Source organism: Shewanella sediminis HAW-EB3, from assembly GCF_000018025.1.
GTDB lineage: Bacteria > Pseudomonadota > Gammaproteobacteria > Enterobacterales > Shewanellaceae > Shewanella > Shewanella sediminis.
Map to the genome: position 1 here is coordinate 4,952,472 of NC_009831.1, position 18,546 is coordinate 4,971,017.

Consider the following 18,546-nt stretch of genomic DNA (forward strand, 5'->3'; position numbering starts at 1 on the left):
AGTGCTTTCAATAATCGACCCAACCAGCTTACTCTTAGCCTCGATCATCATCTTCTTCGGTGCCCTCACCCAAAGCCTTATCGGTTTCGGTCTTGCTGTCGTGGCAACCCCCTTGCTCTATCTCGTCGATCCACAACTGGTGCCTGCTCCCGTTATTGTTATGGGGTTTTCTATCTCATTGCTGACACTCTTCAGAGAGCGTAGCTCTCTGGAATTTAACGGATTGCAATATGCTCTTCTCGGCCGTATTCCGGGCGGTTTTCTTGGGGCAGCTTTACTGATATTTGCCCCTCAGCCCGTTCTGGGGCTGGCAATAGCCGGAATCGTCGCCTCAGCCGTTATTCTCAGTCTGATGAAGTTCAACTTAAAGGTTAATCGAAAAAGTTTATTTGCCGCAGGATTCGTATCCGGAATATTCGGTAACATCGCCGCCATCGGCGGGCCGCCAATGGCAATATTGCTTTCGGGCAAAGATGCCAGCCAGTTTCGCGCCGCTCTATCGGCCTTCTTTATCTTTAGCTCTACGATCGCACTGGCGATCTTAGCCATAACCGGATTATTAACTATCGAACACCTATGGCTGTCACTGATGTTATTGCCTGGGGTGATATTAGGCTATCTGGTCTCGGGACGTCTGGTTGGCCATATCGATAAGAATAAAACCAAAAAAATGACCCTGCTACTCTGCTCGGTGAGTGCCTTACTGTTGACGATAAAGTCGATAGCAGAGCTTTAAAAATGATAAGAGGTTTTCAGTACACCGCCGATGGCGTCATCGCTGCTGACCATACCTGTGAAATCGAGAGAGAATACCTGGCCAAGTTCGACTCCGGTTCCCAATGAATAGACACTTGCCCTATTGTCCTTCATATCATGACGATAACCCAAACGCAGTGCCAACCAATCCGTCGCTCGCACCTCCCCTTTGAATCGCCAGTACTGGGTACCCACAGTTTCATCGAAACGTTTAATAGGGTTAAGGTCAATATCCGTCGTAAAAGTCAGACGATTCCAGTCATAGGCGACACCAGCCGCAAATTTGGGATCGACTCGATAGCTAAGCGTTTTGCCTTGAGACTCTACCGCCTCCAACTCTTTGCTTATCAGGTCTCGCCCGGACATGGCAACGACTAACCCCTCCACAGGCTCCATTGCAACACCGATATCCAGATTGAATGTGGTTTCATCACTTCGATAACTGGCATCATCTAACTCTCTAGGCTCAAAGCTATTGATAACCGCTTCATAATTATAGGTATCGATCTTTTGCAGTTTTGGAGAAACACCAACAGATATCGGCATATTTACAATTGAGAGGGGAAAACTTAGCGCAACACCAAAATCAGAAACGGCCCCTGCAACAAGAATACCTTTAGAATCGAGATCCATAAGCTCAGCTTCCTGCACCTTCAGAGCCTCCGACGACTCGAACGCCTCGATATCGATTGCATTAACACCAATGGCATCGGCATAAGTGTTGTAAAATACGTTCATCTGAACGCTTTCATTCACAGCCACGACCGAAAAATCCCCGTGCGCATCATAGGAGGCGCTAGCCCCCACCGTCGGCAGAGATAAGGCAGAATCATCAAATTTAAGGGAGTCTAATGCCAGCAGAGCCGGATTAATAAATAGAGGATTTTCACTACTCGATGGCAGGCTCCGAGCCCCTTCCATCGCAGGCACAAGATTGCCCCAAACTTCGTCACTCAGTTGCTCTGCAAACGATGACGAGAGAGGGGAAAGCAAGAGATAGCATAATGCCAGTTTGAACAGTTTCATCCATTCAGCCTTTTCGATTTTCATTTTTTATTGTAATTTGAGCTTCATCATTCTCAATTAAAGATAGTCGATGGATCGGAATAGTGTGCGGATAAAAAGTAGATTTTTTATTGATGACTTTTTGCTTATCTCGAAGAGTTACATCTCCAATATTCGGAACAAAAAAGCCCGAAACCATTCAGATTCCGGGCTAAAACAACACTTTGCAGATAAATTGTTTATGATGAACAACAGCTAGTAGATGTAACTTTGCCCCGCGTAAAGAATGAAGTGACGCAGTGCCAATACCCCGGTTAATCCTGAACAAGCCACCATCAACATGGCACCTTTAGTGTGCCGCGTCGCCGCAGGCATCAACATGGACAGCAGAGGAACACCGAAGCCGATACCCACGACTCCAATCCAAAATACCCCAGCCCACACACCTGTGGTGAGTGATGCCAGCGCCACTGCCGCTGCGCCGCCCTTGAAGTACAAGGCACAGAACAACATAAACAGGAACATGATCTCAGTCGCCATCACTGGTAGCTCTAGGGCATGCATACGGCTAAGCTCTTTATCATGACTATCGACCTTGAACATCAACAGGGCAACCACAGAGTTTGCCGCCGCACCAGCCGATAATCCCGAGACCAGGAAGAGCGCCGGCAGTACTGCCGTATTGAGCATAGGATAAGCATTCATCGCCGATATCAGGAAGCCTGTGTATGCCCCGACACCAACAGCCAGTACAAACAGCACCACTTCAATCGCCTTACGCCAGCCTGTTAGCATTTCAGCAACCGGGCTCAGGAAGCCGAGTCCCCATTTGGGTAACTCGTCTCGCAACACGATTAAACCATAGGCGATACCTAAGGGCGTGTAGACCAAAAGCGCCAGCACACCAAGCGCCATCACCGACTGGAAATTATAGTTGACCAGAATAACCCAGAAGTGGAAAGGCTTAGTCAAATCGAACACCAAACACGCCAGACCTAAGCTAATCGCCACCGGACCAATAATTGCCGCAGCCTTAAGGATCGGACTCTCCGTTAGCTTGTCTTTACTGTACCAGCGCATGCCTATGCCGATCAGCACACTACCGGCCGACAGGCCTGCCATAAACAGATAAACTGCGATGACCCAGTTCCATGTTACCGGATCGTATTGCGCCATATCTCCCCATATATTGTTCATGACTCTATCCCCCCTCTCTTAGTCGGAATACGATAGATCCTGGGCTTAGTGCCGAGGTGAATCTTATCCTGATAACTTGGCTTGGTGTTGAGTAACTTTGCAACCTCACTGTCGGGCTCGTTAGCATCGCCGAATGTCAAGGCATCGGTCGGACAAACAGTAACGCAGGCCGGTAACTCGCCACGAGCCAACCGAGTATCCTTACAGAAATTACACTTATCAGTTGCCTTAGTTTCCGGGTTGACGAAACGCACCTTGTAAGGACACGCCGCCACACAATACATACAGCCGACACACTTATCTTCCTTGATGGTAACGATACCATCCTCGCCAACATAGGCCGCGCCGGTCGGACAGACCTTGACACAAGGTGCATCTTCACACTGCTGACACGATACCCTGTGGTACTTAAAATGCAGGTTTGGCGCCTGCCCAAATGGTCCTTCAACCCTGACTTGCAATCGGGTCACCCCCTCTGGGGTTCCATTCTCACTGCGACACGCCACATTACAGGCCTGGCAGCCGATGCACTTGTTTTCATCGTGCACCATCACATAACGTTTATTCATAACTGCCTCCGATTAGACCTTTTCTACCTTGACACCAGTGGTGTGCAAGTTCATACCAACAACGGGAGCCGTACTATCCGGCAACAGGTTTCCGCAATGTAATCCTTTGCCAGACGCCCTGATTAACTCCTTGTTTTTGGAGCCAAACCCCATATAGGCAAACACGGTATCCTGACGGATCCCGGGAGTGACCATGGCATAACTGGTTTCACTGCCGACACTACTGGTCAGGCGAATCGCATCGCCATGACTGATCCCCAGTCGTCCAGCGGTTACCGGGTGGATCCAGACAGCATTGTCAGCCATAAGATTGGCAAGAATGGGCACATTGTGGGTCGCACCATTGGTATGTACTGCAACCTTACCCTGAATGAAGTAGAGTTCATCGGCTCGCTTAAGCGGTGCATCGCGGTAACGGATCACGCCACGTCCAGGAGCAAACTCCTCGACAGCCGCCGAGCTCAACTCAATCTTGCCGCTTGGTGTCTTAAACTTAAGTGCACTGGCATAAGTGCCATCATCATCGGCTTTTCTGGCATTGGCATAGGTGTCGATAAACTTGGCCACCATAGAGGGCTCACGCAACATCAATGGCTTACCATAGCTGACATAGCCCTTCTCCCTGATGTGCCTCAATGCCTTGTCATCCCGTTTCATCTGAGCCAGTTGCAAGGTCTCCATGTTCTCCCAGGGATAGAACTTGCTTAAGCCCAGCGCATCACCAACCTCCTTAAAAATCTGCCAGGAAGGCTTGGTATTACCTATGGTTTCTACCACACGTTGACGCACATAGTAGGCGGGATTCTTGCCGGATTTATCGGCAATCTCCTCATCACGTTCCAGATAAGTCGATTCAGGCAGAATAAGATCCGCATAAGCGGCGGTCTCACTGATATACACATCACAGACGGCAACAAACTCCATCTTTTTAAGCGCTTCCAGTACCTTAGCTCTATCCGTCATGGTCTGCATCGGGTTGGTACGGCTCATAACCCAACCGCGTAACTGATAGGGCTTAGCCTCCAGAGTAGCAGCGAGAATGCTCTGATAAACCCCACCATTTTTCCACACCATGGTGTACTGCTTATCCATCTGATCGATGCGCTTGGCCGTCGGCTTAGGCATGCCTTCCACGCCAGGCTTGGCTAACTTTGGCGCGACAGTTTCACCGGCAAACTTGTTATAGGTCTTGGCCTTCTTGCCCAGATATAGCCCTCCTTTACGCTCGATATTGCCGATAAGTACGTTGGCGGCAAAAATCGCCCGGCGCATATCAAACTCTTCGGTAGTGAATGTCGCTCTGTGTCCGAAATCAACCACGGCATGAGGGGCTGCGGCCGCTAGCTCATAGGCGATGCGGCGGATATCTTTCGCCTTCACATCGGTAATACCCTCGGCCCACTCAGGCGTATAAGCTTTCACCTCCCGGGCAAACTCTTCAAAACCGACCACATAGCGTTCAACGAAGGATTGGTCATACAGCTTGTCGGTGATCAGCACATGACACAGCGCCAGCGCCACCGCTACATCTGTTCCGGGACGCACTGCATGCCACTCATCGGCTTTATCGGCAACCACGGAGAAGCGGGGCTCGAACACCACCAGCTTGGCACCTCTTTCCGATTGCGCCTTCATCATGCCACGGGTCTCAGACATGTTGATGCCTTCATAGATATTGTGACCGAAGTTAATGATGTACTTAGAGTTGCCCAGATCCCGCTTCAGCTTAGTGCCAAACATGGATTTGGCGGCGATCACATAGGCTCCGGGGCAAAGCGAGCCATGGGTAAAGGTATTCGGACTGCCGAATGCCTTGGCCAGATGGAAGAAGTGACCGGAGAGCGAACCTTTCTTGGAGGAAAATGCCACAGCCTCCGGACCATGCTCACGCTTAATCCGGTTCAGGTTGGTAGCCATCATCTCATAGGCTTCATCCCAGCTAATCTCGGCCCACTTGCCTTCACCACGCTCACCGACACGCTTGAGTGGATTGACGATCCGTTGTGGATCATAGAGCAGGCTGTGGCCGGCACCACCTCTGGCACACACCTTGCCACCAAAGGATTTTGCCTCCTTATTACCCGTAATGAAGACATTCTTGCCATCGACCACACGCGCCGAAATCGGGCAGCGGGTAGAGCACATCTCACAGATACTGGCGACCTCCTTGCCCACTCCTTGAAGTGGTGCATTTTCCAATGCCGCTAAAGATCCCGGTAGCATAGTCGCCAGAGCGCATGTTGCGCTTCCCGCCCCAGCTCCCTTTAAAAAGTTCCGCCTATCGAGCTTAATCATGGTTACCTCCATCAACTTCCAGTGGAAGATGAAATCACTCACTGTTTAACACTGTTATTAGTTTGATGCCTCTACGCGGGCTTGATGCGCCAACTCAGAAGCTTGAGACTATTGTTATCCCTTACAAAACTCATGGGTATTGTGGTAAACCACATAGGCAAGGTGAGTGTGATCTGGTGCAGTGAAATCTCAGTTTTGCAAAATAGAAATGTGATATTTATCTAATGTACAGTTCAAACAGGGCAGAGATAGGGCAGAAAATGTGAGGAGAGATGAAATTATCGGGCCGAATAATGTGTCTACTCTTAAGTGTTGAACGATAAACACACAGACAGACGGTAATAGCAGCAGATAAAGTCAACGCGTGCCAACTCTTTTGAAAAGCACCGTCGGCTAGAGCTCACTAGTTAGTTCTCTATTTGAGGAGCCTTATGAAGACCAAAGAGCGGCCCTACCTCTATTACGACACTTGCATATCGTTATGCTCGACCTGCCTGGAACGCGTCGATGGCAAGATAGTGTTTGCCGATGGGGCCGTATGGATGCTGAAACGTTGTCCCGAACATGGTTTCGAGCAGGTAATGCTCGCCGACGACATCGAATACTATCGTCGTAGCCGGGAGATCTTCTTAAAAACTCCCGAACAGTGTCGCAGCTATAACACTAAGACCCAATGGGGCTGCCCTTATGACTGTGGGATCTGTCCCGATCACGAGCAACATGGCTGCACCGTGCTCGTCGAGGTCACCGATCACTGTAATCTGCGCTGTCCAACCTGTTATGCCAACAGCTCTCCCGAGCGACAGACGCATAGAGGTATGGAGCAGGTAAAGGCCATGCTGGACCTCGCCGTTAAAAATGAAGGTGAGCCCAATATCGTTCAGATCTCCGGTGGCGAACCCACCCTTCACCCCGACTTCTTCACCATTCTCGATGAGGCCAAGGAACGGCCGATTAAGCATCTGTTAGTAAATACTAATGGCCTGAAACTGGCTCAAAGCGAAGCGTTCGTTAAACGACTCGCCAGTTACGCCCCAGGCATAGAGGTCTACCTGCAGTTCGACTCTCTGGAGAATGATGCGCTGGAGATCATGCGAGCCTCACCGCTACAGCGCATCCACCAAAAGGCACTCGAACACCTTAACAGATACAATATCGCGACGACCTTAGTGGTCACCGTCAGGCGTGGCGTCAACGACCATCAACTCGGCGACATTATCGAGTTTGCCAAGCTTCAGGATTGCGTTCGAGGCATCACCTTTCAACCTGTACAGGTAGCGGGCAGACTGGAGAGATATGAGCAAGGTTATCAAGCCGATAGAGACAGGCTAACCCTCACCGAAGTGCGCCGTAACATACTGCAACAGAACTCGACCTTCTCACCGGAGGATATCATCCCAGTGCCCTGTCACGCCGACAGTATAGCCATGGCCTACGCACTTAAACTCGATGGCCAATTCACTCCCCTCACAGGACTTATCGACCCGAAAACATTAATCGAAGGTGGCACTAACACCATAAGTTACGAGCGCGACAGCCTGATAAAAAACAAGATATTCGAACTCTTCTCCACTCACCACTCTCCCGAGAGCCAGCCTCAAGCCCTTGCAGGCCTACTGACCTCTGGCAGCAAACAGAGCGACTGGAGCTCTTTGGGTTATGAGAATGTGTTTCGAATCGTGATCATGGAGTTTATCGATGCCTACTCTTTCGATCTTAGAAGCATTCGCAAAAGCTGCGTTCATATCGTCCATCCCGATGCCAAACGCGTCATCCCCTTCGATACCTTCAATATGCTCTATCGCGATGATCTGGAAGAGAGAGTCTTAAACCCTATCCGGGCTAAGCGCCCTAAGATGAAAGGTAGCATCTCTCAGTATTTTGAGCCTTAACAGGAAACCCAACAGATGACCTTCAGCATAGGTAAATTGATATTTTCACTCCTCTTGCTCAGTGGCTTTACTGTCGGGCTGTGGTTTTGGAATGCTCAGGCAAAAATAGAGCATATCGATGCGCCTCTGCCTGAGAGCTTCCCCACCCGGAGTTTCTCTCATCATACCTTTGAGCTACTTCTAAAACGCTTCGTCGATAAACGTGGTGATATCGATTATGAGGGGTGGAAGAAAACCCCTAATGCCCATTATGAACTTAAACAGTATCTTGCCGCTGTCGCTAAATTCAGCCCTGAAAATGCTCCAGAACGCTTTGCCAGCGAGCAAGATGCCCTCGCCTATTGGATCTACAGTTATAACGCTCTGGTGATCCACAGTATCCTAGAAAATTGGCCGCTAAGATCGGTCACCGATATCAAGGCGCCACTGGAGGTGATCAAAGGCTTAGGGTTTTTCTATAAACAACAATTCATCATCGGGGGGAAGGCATACAACCTCTATCATCTCGAGCAGCAGAAGATGGTGCACACCAAGGCCGATCCCAGGTTGCACTTCGTGCTCAACTGCGGCAGCGCCTCCTGCCCACCCATGCGACCAGAGTTGCCTGTCGGCGTTGACCTTGTGCCATTTCTGCAACAAGCGGCCATTGAATTTATCAATGATCCTAACAATGTTCGGGTCAACGCCAAGCGCCAACGTCTGGAACTGTCCAAGATTTTCAGCTGGTATATCGACGACTTTGCTGACGTTTCTCCTCTGACACTGGCGGCAAGGGCAGACAAGAAGCTGCCCACACCCGGTAAAGAGCTAGCCCTGATAAGTTACATTCAACAGTTTGCCGCTCCCCATCTCAATAAACAGATTGAACGGGCCAGCAGCCAGCCACTCGAATATATCGAATATGACTGGAGCCTCAACACCAGCCAGGGTGAGGATTCACCTCATACCGAACGAGAGGAGATTAGCAGATGAACTGCTGCACGGACCTCTATCAGCACCCATTGACCCATCACCTGCTTGGCGATAGCTTTCACCCCGGCGGCCTTGAGACCACACGCTCACTCGCGGCTCAGTGTCTGGTGAATCGCACCAGCAAGGTGCTCGATATCGCCACAGGCAGAGCCACATCCGCGGCCTTCCTGGTCAAACAATATGGCGCTCAGGTCCTGGGTTTAGATTTAGGTATGGATAATCTTCAAACGGCAAAACAGACCCATCACTCACTCACAAAACTTAACCTCATCACCGGTGATGCCATGCAGTTACCATTTCAGAATAACAGTCTGGATGTGGTGTTTTGTGAATGCGCCCTCTGCACCTTCGATAATCGCGACGCCGCGATGCAGGAGATCTACCGGGTGCTCAAACCCGGCGGGTTTATCGCAATATCAGACATATTCCTCAATCAGGCTCTGCCCATAGCGCTGGAAACGACACTCAATCGCTGGCTCTGTGTCGCTGGGGCACTCAGCCGTGAAACAAGCATCCAGAAAGCCGAACAAGCAGGCTTTAACCAGATCCATTTCGAAGATAGATCGGCAGGTATTTTAGCCAGCATAGATTCGATTAAGCTCAGGTTTGAGGTGCTGGAGAGTCTGACGCCTCTCAACCTGGAAGTTGTCGACTCACTCTCTCTCAAGGCAGAGGGTAGTATATACATTCGGAACTCGCTCAAGCAGTTAGCCAATTTCGTTGAAGCCGGGGGAGCGGGTTATTACACGATATCGGCAAGGAAATTGCCAAGGCGTGGCTAGGGAGAAAGAGTTCAACTTCTTTCAACCCCGGAATAGCCGGAATCATATCTGACTCCGGCAATAAATTAAGCTTACTTTTAATCCCTATCGGTATAAGACTTATTTCCTGGCATTGAATAGAGGGCTATCGCCTTTATCCTCTTCGGACCAGAAGTTGATATTGAACTGGGCATCATCGGACAGTTCGATACGGTGCCAGTATTGAGGCGGGCTGGTAGCAAAATTCCCGGCTTGAATAACCACTTTAACTTCGTGCTCCTGAGCATGCTCATCGGCAAAGCCAAAATAGGTCACCACTCCCTCCATGACGCACAGCTGACCAAATACCCCTTCGGCGGTATTATGATGGGACAACAATGCGGCCGGTACATTGGCCTTGGCAAAAAATGGCGTTGAACGCTGTATGGTCCAATTGGCCGGAATACGTAGATGACTCATAGTAACCTCTCTGTAATCTTTCTTAAGACGAATGTTAAATTCTGTTCAACTATAGATAGTGCATTGATATTCAATGTATTAAATCGTCGGCGGAAGCTCACGCAACAGCGAAAACGCCTGCTTCATATGACCGCCGGTCACGACGAAGCCAATCAGCTTTTTCTCCTCATCGAAGGCTCTGGCCGTCATCCCCTCACTGTTTGCATCCATCTGCCAATTGGCGTCGGCACGGCTCGTGTTGCCACTTAGCTGTATAGGCAGACGTGGCGTTTTCACCTTAACCATCATAGGCGGCAATGCCACATCGCTGGCCTGACCGAGTAAGGTTTTAGCCAGGGCATTGGCGCTCATCAATATCGGCTGCAGAAATGGCAGCAGATGCCCCTCTATTTCGGCGCAGTCTCCCAGGGCAAAAATATCCGCAGTCGAGGTTCGCAGCTGTCGATTCACCACTATGCCGCGATTGGTTTTAAGCGCGCTCTCAGCCGCCAGCTGAATATTGGGTTTTAGGCCCGCCGCACATACCACGGCATCGACACTGTACTCTTGCCCGTTTCTCAGCGTTACAGAGATAGCATCTCCGGCTTGTTGCAACCGCTCGACTTGCGTCCCCAACGCTATCTTCACCCCTTGATTGCCTAGAGATTGAAACAGTTGCGAAGAGATAAAGTCGGGTAGCAGGCCCGGAAGCAGAGCTTCGGCTCTGTCGGTTAATATCACGCGTCTATCGCTGCTGGCCAGATCCATAGCGATTTCGGTGCCGATAAGGCCGGCCCCGATCACCAACACAGACTTGGCACTCGCAAGCTCCGCCTGAGCACTCCGATACTCCTCCAAGCCATTAAGGGTGATTATTCGATCTGCCGCATCTCCATCTATGGGTGGCACGAAGGCCTTGGCCCCCGTCGCCAGCACCAGTTGCCCATAGGCGATCGATTCGCCACTGCAGAGCAAGGTCTTCTGCAACCTATCTATGCTCTCGACCCGGCTATGATGCAACAGGGTGATATCATAGCTACTGGCAAACTCATCGGCGGTCATCTTAATCAGATCTTTGGCCGACTGCCCCTTAGTAAACACATGACTCAGATCCGGTTTGGCATAGTCATCACCACTATCTGCGGTGATCACAGTAATAGCCTGTTGGCTATCTTGCCTGCGTATCGTCTTCACCAACTGATAGGAGGCGAAACCGCTGCCTATAATAACGATGGGCAGATTCATGCTGCGGCCTCTTTGGCAATAGGGTCAAACACTCCCTTACCTAAGCTGCAATCCGGGCAGAGGAAGGTCTCTGGCACATCAGTCCACTCGGTTCCCGGGGCGACATCTTGATTAGGCTCACCCAGCGCCGGGTCGTAAACCCACTGACAGACGCTGCACAACATGCTTTGTCCCGCGGTCGTCTCGACACAGGTTGATGACACTTGGGCATTCACAGCAGGCTCTGATGCCTCAGCTGTATTCAAAAGGGGCTCGTTGACCGGGCTTGCCTGCTTAGACTCGATGTTCTCCAGCGGGTGCAACGCCCATTGACGCGCCACCTCTTTACCGTGCTCACGACACTCCAGCAGCGCCTTTCCATCCGGCCTCCACTTTGTCTTTAGCCCTAACAGCGTCTCAAATCCGGCATCGGTCAGACGTGTATGGATACGGTCTACCGCACCACCGTTCCAACCGAAACTGCCGAAGGCGCCGGCCTTCTTGTTCTTAAAGCGCAGTCCGGTGATCTCCTCCAGCATGCCGGCAACCTTCGGCATCATGACATTATTCATGGTCGATGAGCCCACAAGCACGCCCTTGGAGCGGAACAGGTTAGACAAGATCTCATTCTTATCGTGACGGGAGACGTTAAAGATCTTCACCGCAACCTTAGGATCGACATCATGGATCCCTTGAGCGATGGCATCCGCCATCATGCGAGTATTATTAGACATTGAATCGTAGAAGATGGTGATACGATCTTCCTGATACTCGTCGGCCCACTCTAAGTATTTATGAATAATTTGTGTCGGATCCTCGCGCCATACCACACCGTGGGCGGTAGCAATCATATCGACGGGCAGGTTGAAGCTGAGTACTTCATGGATCTTCGCGGTCACCAACGGGCTGAAGGGGGTGAGAATGTTGGCGTAATAGCGCAGACATTGATCCATCAACTCAGTCTGATCGACCTCATCATTAAACAGGCGCTCGTCACAGTAATGCTGACCGAAGGCATCGTTACTGAATAGCACGGCATCGCCGGTCATATAGGTCATCATGCTATCGGGCCAATGCAACATAGGCGTCTCGATGAAGATCAGTTGCTTACCGTTACCAATATCTAAGCTATCGCCGGTTTTTACGATATGGAAGTTCCACTCGGGGTGGTGGTGATGCCCTGTGATAGAGTCAATGGCATTTTCGGTGCAGTAGATGGGTGTGCCAGGGATTTTTGCCAAGAGTACCGCCAAGGCACCGGCATGATCTTCTTCGGCATGATTAATGACGATGTAATCGATCTGCTTCAGATCGATCTCCATCTCTAGTTTTTGTACAAACTCATGGCTGAACTTATGATCGACGGTATCGATCAGAACCGTTTTCTCCTCTTGGATCAGATAACTGTTATAACTGGTCCCTTTCTCAGTTTTATATTCAGTGCCGTGAAAATCACGTACCTCCCAATCACGTTGCCCGACCCACTGGATGTTGTTCTTGACATGAATAGCCATGATTAAACCTCAAAAAATACTAAAATTAATAAACTTGGTTCTTCTATAGCACAAGGCGGGCCAAGTTTTTAACTAGCTATATTTAAAAGGTTTTATCAATTAAGCCCCAATCAAAGATGTCATAAAGACATGCCCAAGAACTGTCCAAAAGACATTGCAGTGTCATATCAACACTAACGCTCCGGTATGAAAAAGAGTGTCTTAATAACAGGAACCGGTCACAGGTGAGCGAGGAAGCGATTCTCACTTCTGAATACCCCACAAAAATGACACTCTCATATCCCCTATATGCCGATTGGTATATATGGTTTATATTCATAGGTATGAGCTGTAATGCTTAACTAGAGGTTGGCACTCAAAGCAATAGCTCATAACCGGAAACAGGGGAGTTTATGCATCTCATAATGAAAAGTCAGTTCGACAACTTACGACTCAACGATGATCATGAATATTCAGCCGATGATAAAGGCGGTAAGAAGGTGGTGAAGATCTTCAAAGATGGTGAATTGATCGCTAAGAAGATCGTGGTTAAACGTTCGGTGCAATACTTTGGCATCACAGGCGTCGAGTCACTGCTCACACAAGAATGAAAACATCAAAACACTCTATCCTCGCGGGTATATATGAGCACATTTAACCGAATAAAAAGGAAGATATACCGTGACCAATGAATGGGATGAGTACGCTCCCGAGTGGGATAAAGACCCGTCAGTAAAAGAGTATGCACTTAAGGTGTTATCTGAGCTGAATAACAAGATCCTGTTAGAAGAGTTAACCATACTCGATTTTGGCTGTGGCACTGGTAATTTAACTCAATTGCTCAGCCCAAATGCTAAACACATTGTGGCGTTGGATGGTTCACGTGAAATGATTAAATTACTCGAGGAGAAAGAACTCGACAATGTATCGACAATTTCAGATTTTCTTTGCGATGAATTGATCAACGATCATCCCTATTTAAACCAAAAGTTCGATCTTATCATCGCCTCTTCCGTATGCAGTTTCTTACCCGATTATGAAGCAACTTTAGGCCAGCTAAAATCCTTATTAACAAGCGGTGGGCTCTTTATCCAGTTCGATTGGCTCGCACAAGATGAAGGTAGCTCAATGGGCTTAACCAAACAACGCGTACAGCAATGTTTAGAGACACATGAATTTAAACAAACCACTATCGAGCTCCCTTTTACCATGACCAGTTCAAAAGGCTCGATGGATGTCATCATGGCTTGTGGGACAAATATCTAACCCATTATTGTCAGACGCGCGACGGCCCAAGAGTGAATCGCTTCTTTCCGAATATGGGTTTAGACGTACTCCATAAAATGCTGAGTCGCGAAAGAGACGAAGGCCTTTAGCCTGGCGGGCTGAAACCTGTCCTTGTGGTAAAGCAGATAAAATGGTGTATCGGCAACCCGCCACTCTTCAAATACCGACACCAGCTCACCACTGGCCAACTCCTGCGGGCAGTAGAGTTTAGGCAGTCTCACGATACCGTTACCAGCCAGCGCACTCGCCTTCATGGCGCGACCATTCTTACACCGAAATCCCCCCTTGATGGCAACCTCGACCTTGTTGTTGGGGTTTGATTCCTGCTCGAACAACCAATGATCGATAGAGCCTGTGATACAGAGGTGATCTTTAAGCGCTTTAGGATGGTCAGGATATCCACGACGTTCGAGATATTGAGGTGAGGCCATAGTCATATTTTCTATGCTCATCAGCTTACGGGCGACGATACCCGAGTCTTCGAGCTCCCCCATACGAAACACGAGATCAAACTCATCGACCACCAGGTCCACTCGCTGACTGCTGAAGTCGAGATTAACACTGATATCCGGGTAGAGTGCGATAAAATCATTCACTAAGGCGGTAACGATCTCCTCACCAATAACCCCGCCGACGCAGTTAATATTAATCTGTCCCTGCAGGTGCCTGGCATTATCGACTGTACTCGCCACCGCACCGTCTATGGTTTCCAGGGCGGCCTGACACTGCTCGAAAAATTGCTGCCCCTGCTCAGTTAGCCGCTGAGCACGAGTCGTGCGGGTGATGAGGCTCACGCCGAGAAAGCGCTCTAACTGGGATAACTGCTTAGACAGGTGAGAGCGAGAGCAGCCCAGCACCTCGGCCGCCTGAGTAAAGCTACCCTGCTTCGCAATCACGGTAAAGGCACGTATATCCGCAAGATTCAGATCACTGTTCATCGCTCATTCCTACTCTTAATCACTCTTAATGACGCTTAATGACGCTTAATGAATTGGTTTAAGTAAATGTTCACACACTCAATTAGAAGTCACACGTAAACAATCATGTTCGCTATAGATTATATATCAACAATGAGCCTATCACTATAATGGCTCCATTAAACAGCTACTCATTAAACGACTAGCCATCAATCAACTTACCACTAGGTCCAATTATCCGGACTGAGTCAACGGGACAAAAATCATGAAACAACTTATTGTAATTACGGGTGCATCTTCGGGTATCGGCGCGGCAATGGCGAAGGCATTTAGCGCCAAGGGTCACCCACTCTTACTGCTGGCTCGCCGCATCGAGCCTATGCAGGCGCTTGAACTTGAAAACAGCTTATGCATCAGCGTCGATGTCACCGATGGTGAAGCGATTAAAACGGCTATCGCGACGGCCGTTGAAAAGTTTGGCCCGGTTGGCGGCCTGATTAACAATGCTGGCGTGATGCTACTCGGTCAGGCGGACACTCAAAATCCTGCCGAGTGGGCTCAGATGCTTAACATCAATGTTATGGGAGTACTCAACGGAATTCATGCTGTATTGGCCGATATGAAAGCCCGCAAGACTGGCACCATCATCAATGTCAGCTCGGTTGCAGGCCGTAAAACCTTCCCAAACCATGCAGCATACTGCGCCACTAAATTCGCGGTACACGCACTGACAGAAAATATCCGTGAAGAAGTTGCCATGGATGACGTACGTCTGGTCACTATTGCGCCTGGCGCCGTAGAAACTGAGCTACTCGGTCATACCACCAGCGATGAGATAAAAGCTGGCTACGCAGATTGGAAAGAGTTCATGGGCGGTGTTGTTGCACCGGAAACAATTGCAGAAGCGGCTCTGTTCGCCTTCGAGCAACCTCAAAGTGTCTGCGTACGTGAAATCGTATTAGCGCCTACTCGTCAGCAACCTTAAGGCACTAATCAGATATTTAGTGCAATTGGTATAACACATTGTTTGTAAAATGGAGGGCGGGGACAAGTTTTGTGAACCCGTCACTTCATATCTTTACCCCTCTCCCTATTCATCCCTCCTAGCCACCTATCCTCCCGCAACCATCCATTAACAATCGGTTATTCCATTATTGGTAGAAAAAGGAATAACGAAAGTGCATAAATGTGATCAAGGATCGCTATAAATTGTTTAAAACAACGAAAAACCTCTCATAGACAAAAAACAACCAAGTTAGATAACCGGCTGAAATAAAACGAGTAAAAAGAAAAGCCACAGCCAATCCATTAGATTTATATTCATGATATTTTGTTCAATTAGATTTTTCTTGTAAAGGTGATCAACATCAAATTTACATCTACTCCTTTTTGCTAAATTTAGTAACAAGGCAGAGTCATTCTGCTAACTATAAGTAAGTCACATATTCCGGTGACTAAGGAAAAGATGATGAAACCGATAATAAAAATAGGCGCATGTATCCTACTCGCATTCTCATTCGGTGCTCAGGTATACGCAGCAGATGGTGGCAACCCTAAGAAGGGGAAACACCTGTACAAGAAACAGTGTAAATCTTGTCACAGCAAAGGTGACACAGCCGGAGAACTTACTCCGATGAGCAAGACCATGAGTCAGTGGGATCGCTATTTTAAGCGTCTGAAACATAAAGGCGACCAAGAAGCCTTCAACGCTCTGTCTGAAAAGGATCTAAAAGATATTCAGCAGTTCCTTTACGACCATGCGGCCGACTCGGACCAACCACAAACCTGTGGTTAATAAAGTTAGCAATTAAGCGCTAACCAACTACTAATCTAGACAAATTTAAAAATGTGGGGGGAACTCCCCAGGCCTCCCATCAGCCTGAATTTGTCGACTGTTAGTCAGGTTTTAGTAAATAGAAGTAAGGCCTAAAGACCTTAATTAAAACCTTAATTCATGAGTGACTCGACAAGAACTAAAACTCAGCCGAGCACTCCCAAGGAGAGATGTTATGAGAACCTTAATATCACTGCTCGTTGCAAATGCGCTGGCACTATCGGGATCGGTATATGCTGGTGATACTGACGATCAAAAGATTGCAGATCTGAAAAAACAGCTCGAAGATATCACCAGTGAGCTGGACGATATCAATGACCGCGTGGACAGTAATGAACGTCACTCGGCACTCGACAGAATTCTTATCACTGGTGATTTCCGCACCAAAGCGCACTCACTCCACTATCAAAATGTCACCTGGAACCCTGCAATCAAGGTGAATTTCAGTGACTTCGGTGCTAAGGCGATGTCAGGCGCATTCGGTATGCCGAACGATCCGGCTTCACCTCTGGGTAAGATGATGGCCGCCGATCCGAATCTGGCAGCGGCGTTTCAGAGCGGCCAGCTTCAGGGCATCATGCCCTACGTCTTAGCTCAGCCGACGACCCAGGATATCGATAACGACATCTTCTACACCACCAGACTCAGACTGAACCTGAAAGCCAAGGTATGGGACAACGTCAGTTTTGCCGGTCGTCTGAGCATGTTCAAAAACTGGGGTGACTCAACGGGCGTACAGGTATTTGACTCCTGGCGTTCATTCACCATGGATGGCACCAACGGTGGCAACCCCAGCGGTGACTGGTTAAGAGTCGAGCGCGCCTATTTCGACTGGAAGAATATCGGTGGATCACCACTGTATCTCTCAATCGGACGTCGTCCATCGACCTATGGCCCGCCAACCCAGTATCGTGAAAACGAGAAGCGTGGCGGAACACCTTCGGGTCACCTGGTCAACTTCAACTTCGATGGCGCGACCATGGGTTATCACCTGGGTGACATCACAGGTGTAGAGGGTCAGGTCATTCGCTTCTGTTATGGTCAGGGCTTCGAGTCTCAATACGGTAACGGCGAGATGTTTGGCGATATCGTCACCAAAGATACTCACCTTGGTGGCTTCAACATCGATGCGATCAACGATGGCAAGAACTTCCTCCAATTTACCCTGTTCGGCGCCAAGGATGTTAACGATGGCTTCAAGGGCACCATGGCATTTCCGACTCAACTTGCCGGAATCTTTGCTCCAACCATGTACCAGGATATGCAGAAGTTCAGCAACTTTAACTTCGAGACCCGCGTACAGCCAAGTGGTGTGATTGGTGACATGTTCCTGGGTGGAATCGGTTTCGCTCGCGAAGAAGATAACGACGTTAAATGGTTTGTCTCTGGCGGATGGACTCGCGCCGACGGTAACGGCAATGCCGGTATGTTCGGTGGCATGCTCAGTGATGCAGTATTTGAAGCTCAGCTCAATGCCGATGGCAGTGAAATCATCATGATGCCAAGCGCGGCCGACGATAGCGGTCCAAAAGATGGTTACGGTATCTATGCCGGTATTCAGATCCCAGCGCCTTACGGTAAGTTCGGTCTCGAGTATAACTATGGTTCTAAATACTGGACTCCATTTACTCAGGCACAAGACGATCCTATCGGAAGCAAGTTAGCGACTCGCGGACACGTGGGTGAAGCCTACTATATGTTCGATATCAACCCACGCATGTTCATCAAGCTCGCTGGCCTATACTACGATTTCGAGTATACAGGCAGTGGCACCCCGGTTGGTGCACCACAAGATATTGATGAAGTTGTAGCAGGCAGTGCTTACTCCATGCTACCTGTGGTCGATACCGCTTTTGATATCAATGCGTCTCTGACCGTTAACTTCTAGTCCAGCTCAACCCCCCGG

17 protein-coding genes are annotated in these 18,546 nt (G+C 49.2%); 9 read left to right on the forward strand and 8 right to left on the reverse strand.

The window, feature by feature from the left end; genetic code table 11:
* Position 1 precedes the first annotated feature (1 nt).
* Complete coding sequence (locus tag SSED_RS21080) at positions 2 to 736, forward strand: sulfite exporter TauE/SafE family protein (RefSeq protein ID WP_012144377.1); 735 nt, start codon at positions 2 to 4, stop codon at positions 734 to 736.
* Here SSED_RS21080 and traF read toward each other — a convergent pair.
* From traF to phsA, 4 genes are all read right to left on the reverse strand, one after another.
* On the reverse strand, positions 733 to 1,782 hold the full coding sequence (gene traF, locus SSED_RS21085; protein ID WP_150104369.1) for a conjugal transfer protein TraF: 1,050 nt from the start codon (positions 1,780 to 1,782) through the stop codon (positions 733 to 735). The genes SSED_RS21080 and traF overlap by 4 nt on opposite strands.
* Positions 1,783 to 2,016: 234 nt before the next feature.
* Positions 2,017 to 2,958: an NrfD/PsrC family molybdoenzyme membrane anchor subunit gene (gene nrfD / locus SSED_RS21090; protein ID WP_012144379.1), complete on the reverse strand. Its 942-nt coding sequence runs from the start codon at positions 2,956 to 2,958 to the stop codon at positions 2,017 to 2,019.
* Positions 2,955 to 3,527 (reverse strand): 4Fe-4S dicluster domain-containing protein, encoded by a 573-nt coding sequence (locus SSED_RS21095; protein ID WP_012144380.1) that lies wholly within the window; start codon positions 3,525 to 3,527, stop codon positions 2,955 to 2,957. The genes nrfD and SSED_RS21095 overlap by 4 nt, the downstream gene beginning before the upstream one ends.
* A gap of 12 nt (positions 3,528 to 3,539) precedes the next feature.
* Entirely contained in the window at positions 3,540 to 5,822 is a 2,283-nt protein-coding gene (phsA, locus tag SSED_RS21100) for a thiosulfate reductase PhsA (RefSeq protein WP_012144381.1), read from the reverse strand.
* Positions 5,823 to 6,253: 431 nt separating this feature from the next.
* Here phsA and SSED_RS21105 point away from each other — a divergent pair, with 431 nt between their 5' ends.
* Genes SSED_RS21105 through SSED_RS23775 form a run of 3 tightly spaced genes read left to right on the forward strand, consistent with a single transcriptional unit; the run spans position 6,254 to position 9,468 of the window.
* Positions 6,254 to 7,714 (forward strand): radical SAM protein, encoded by a 1,461-nt coding sequence (locus SSED_RS21105; RefSeq protein WP_012144382.1) that lies wholly within the window; start codon positions 6,254 to 6,256, stop codon positions 7,712 to 7,714.
* A 15-nt stretch (positions 7,715 to 7,729) separates the two neighbouring features.
* Entirely contained in the window at positions 7,730 to 8,686 is a 957-nt protein-coding gene (locus SSED_RS21110; RefSeq protein WP_012144383.1) for a DUF547 domain-containing protein, read from the forward strand.
* A complete protein-coding gene (locus tag SSED_RS23775) occupies positions 8,683 to 9,468 on the forward strand; it encodes a methyltransferase domain-containing protein (protein WP_012144384.1) in 786 nt (261 codons plus the stop codon). Before SSED_RS21110 ends, SSED_RS23775 begins: the two co-directional genes overlap by 4 nt.
* A gap of 99 nt (positions 9,469 to 9,567) precedes the next feature.
* On the opposite strand, the gene SSED_RS21120 is transcribed toward SSED_RS23775, so the two are convergent.
* The 3 genes from SSED_RS21120 to norV all read right to left on the reverse strand — a co-directional run bounded on the left by SSED_RS21120 (position 9,568) and on the right by norV (position 12,623).
* Positions 9,568 to 9,906: a TehB family protein gene (locus SSED_RS21120; RefSeq protein WP_012144385.1), complete on the reverse strand. Its 339-nt coding sequence runs from the start codon at positions 9,904 to 9,906 to the stop codon at positions 9,568 to 9,570.
* Between the two features lie 78 nt (positions 9,907 to 9,984).
* The gene (norW, locus tag SSED_RS21125) at positions 9,985 to 11,130 is read right to left on the reverse strand and encodes an NADH:flavorubredoxin reductase NorW (RefSeq protein WP_012144386.1); all 1,146 of its coding nucleotides are present in this window, start codon (positions 11,128 to 11,130) and stop codon (positions 9,985 to 9,987) included.
* The gene (gene norV, locus SSED_RS21130; RefSeq protein WP_012144387.1) at positions 11,127 to 12,623 is read right to left on the reverse strand and encodes an anaerobic nitric oxide reductase flavorubredoxin; all 1,497 of its coding nucleotides are present in this window, start codon (positions 12,621 to 12,623) and stop codon (positions 11,127 to 11,129) included. Before norV ends, norW begins: the two co-directional genes overlap by 4 nt.
* Positions 12,624 to 13,015: 392 nt before the next feature.
* On the opposite strand from norV, the gene SSED_RS21135 reads away from it, so the two are divergent.
* Positions 13,016 to 13,213: a hypothetical protein gene (locus SSED_RS21135; protein WP_012144388.1), complete on the forward strand. Its 198-nt coding sequence runs from the start codon at positions 13,016 to 13,018 to the stop codon at positions 13,211 to 13,213.
* A gap of 70 nt (positions 13,214 to 13,283) precedes the next feature.
* Positions 13,284 to 13,868 carry a class I SAM-dependent DNA methyltransferase gene (locus SSED_RS21140; RefSeq protein WP_012144389.1) on the forward strand — a complete coding sequence of 195 codons (585 nt, stop codon included), beginning with the start codon at positions 13,284 to 13,286 and terminating at the stop codon, positions 13,866 to 13,868.
* Positions 13,869 to 13,927: 59 nt separating this feature from the next.
* Here the strand turns inward: SSED_RS21140 and SSED_RS21145 are convergent, their stop codons facing one another.
* On the reverse strand, positions 13,928 to 14,827 hold the full coding sequence (locus SSED_RS21145) for a LysR family transcriptional regulator (RefSeq protein ID WP_012144390.1): 900 nt from the start codon (positions 14,825 to 14,827) through the stop codon (positions 13,928 to 13,930).
* 244 nt (positions 14,828 to 15,071) lie between these two features.
* Between SSED_RS21145 and SSED_RS21150 the strand changes: the two genes are divergently transcribed.
* The 3 genes from SSED_RS21150 to SSED_RS21160 all read left to right on the forward strand — a co-directional run bounded on the left by SSED_RS21150 (position 15,072) and on the right by SSED_RS21160 (position 18,528).
* Entirely contained in the window at positions 15,072 to 15,791 is a 720-nt protein-coding gene (locus SSED_RS21150) for an SDR family oxidoreductase (RefSeq protein ID WP_012144391.1), read from the forward strand.
* 480 nt (positions 15,792 to 16,271) lie between these two features.
* Positions 16,272 to 16,601, forward strand: coding sequence for a c-type cytochrome (locus SSED_RS21155; RefSeq protein WP_012144392.1), 330 nt, complete (start codon positions 16,272 to 16,274; stop codon positions 16,599 to 16,601).
* Between the two features lie 214 nt (positions 16,602 to 16,815).
* On the forward strand, positions 16,816 to 18,528 hold the full coding sequence (locus SSED_RS21160; RefSeq protein ID WP_012144393.1) for a DUF3373 domain-containing protein: 1,713 nt from the start codon (positions 16,816 to 16,818) through the stop codon (positions 18,526 to 18,528).
* Positions 18,529 to 18,546 lie beyond the last annotated feature (18 nt).

Bases quoted from the DNA above. Each gene is read 5' to 3' on its own strand.
- traF (WP_150104369.1), bottom strand. From the start codon at position 1,782: ATGAAACTGTTCAAACTGGCATTATGCTATCTCTTGCTTTCCCCTCTC.
- nrfD (WP_012144379.1), bottom strand. From the start codon at position 2,958: ATGAACAATATATGGGGAGATATGGCGCAATACGATCCGGTAACATGG.
- SSED_RS21095 (WP_012144380.1), bottom strand. From the start codon at position 3,527: ATGAATAAACGTTATGTGATGGTGCACGATGAAAACAAGTGCATCGGC.
- phsA (WP_012144381.1), bottom strand. From the start codon at position 5,822: ATGATTAAGCTCGATAGGCGGAACTTTTTAAAGGGAGCTGGGGCGGGA.
- SSED_RS21105 (WP_012144382.1), top strand. From the start codon at position 6,254: ATGAAGACCAAAGAGCGGCCCTACCTCTATTACGACACTTGCATATCG.
- SSED_RS21110 (WP_012144383.1), top strand. From the start codon at position 7,730: ATGACCTTCAGCATAGGTAAATTGATATTTTCACTCCTCTTGCTCAGT.
- SSED_RS23775 (WP_012144384.1), top strand. From the start codon at position 8,683: ATGAACTGCTGCACGGACCTCTATCAGCACCCATTGACCCATCACCTG.
- SSED_RS21120 (WP_012144385.1), bottom strand. From the start codon at position 9,906: ATGAGTCATCTACGTATTCCGGCCAATTGGACCATACAGCGTTCAACG.
- norW (WP_012144386.1), bottom strand. From the start codon at position 11,130: ATGAATCTGCCCATCGTTATTATAGGCAGCGGTTTCGCCTCCTATCAG.
- norV (WP_012144387.1), bottom strand. From the start codon at position 12,623: ATGGCTATTCATGTCAAGAACAACATCCAGTGGGTCGGGCAACGTGAT.
- SSED_RS21135 (WP_012144388.1), top strand. From the start codon at position 13,016: ATGCATCTCATAATGAAAAGTCAGTTCGACAACTTACGACTCAACGAT.
- SSED_RS21145 (WP_012144390.1), bottom strand. From the start codon at position 14,827: ATGAACAGTGATCTGAATCTTGCGGATATACGTGCCTTTACCGTGATT.
- SSED_RS21150 (WP_012144391.1), top strand. From the start codon at position 15,072: ATGAAACAACTTATTGTAATTACGGGTGCATCTTCGGGTATCGGCGCG.
- SSED_RS21155 (WP_012144392.1), top strand. From the start codon at position 16,272: ATGATGAAACCGATAATAAAAATAGGCGCATGTATCCTACTCGCATTC.
- SSED_RS21160 (WP_012144393.1), top strand. From the start codon at position 16,816: ATGAGAACCTTAATATCACTGCTCGTTGCAAATGCGCTGGCACTATCG.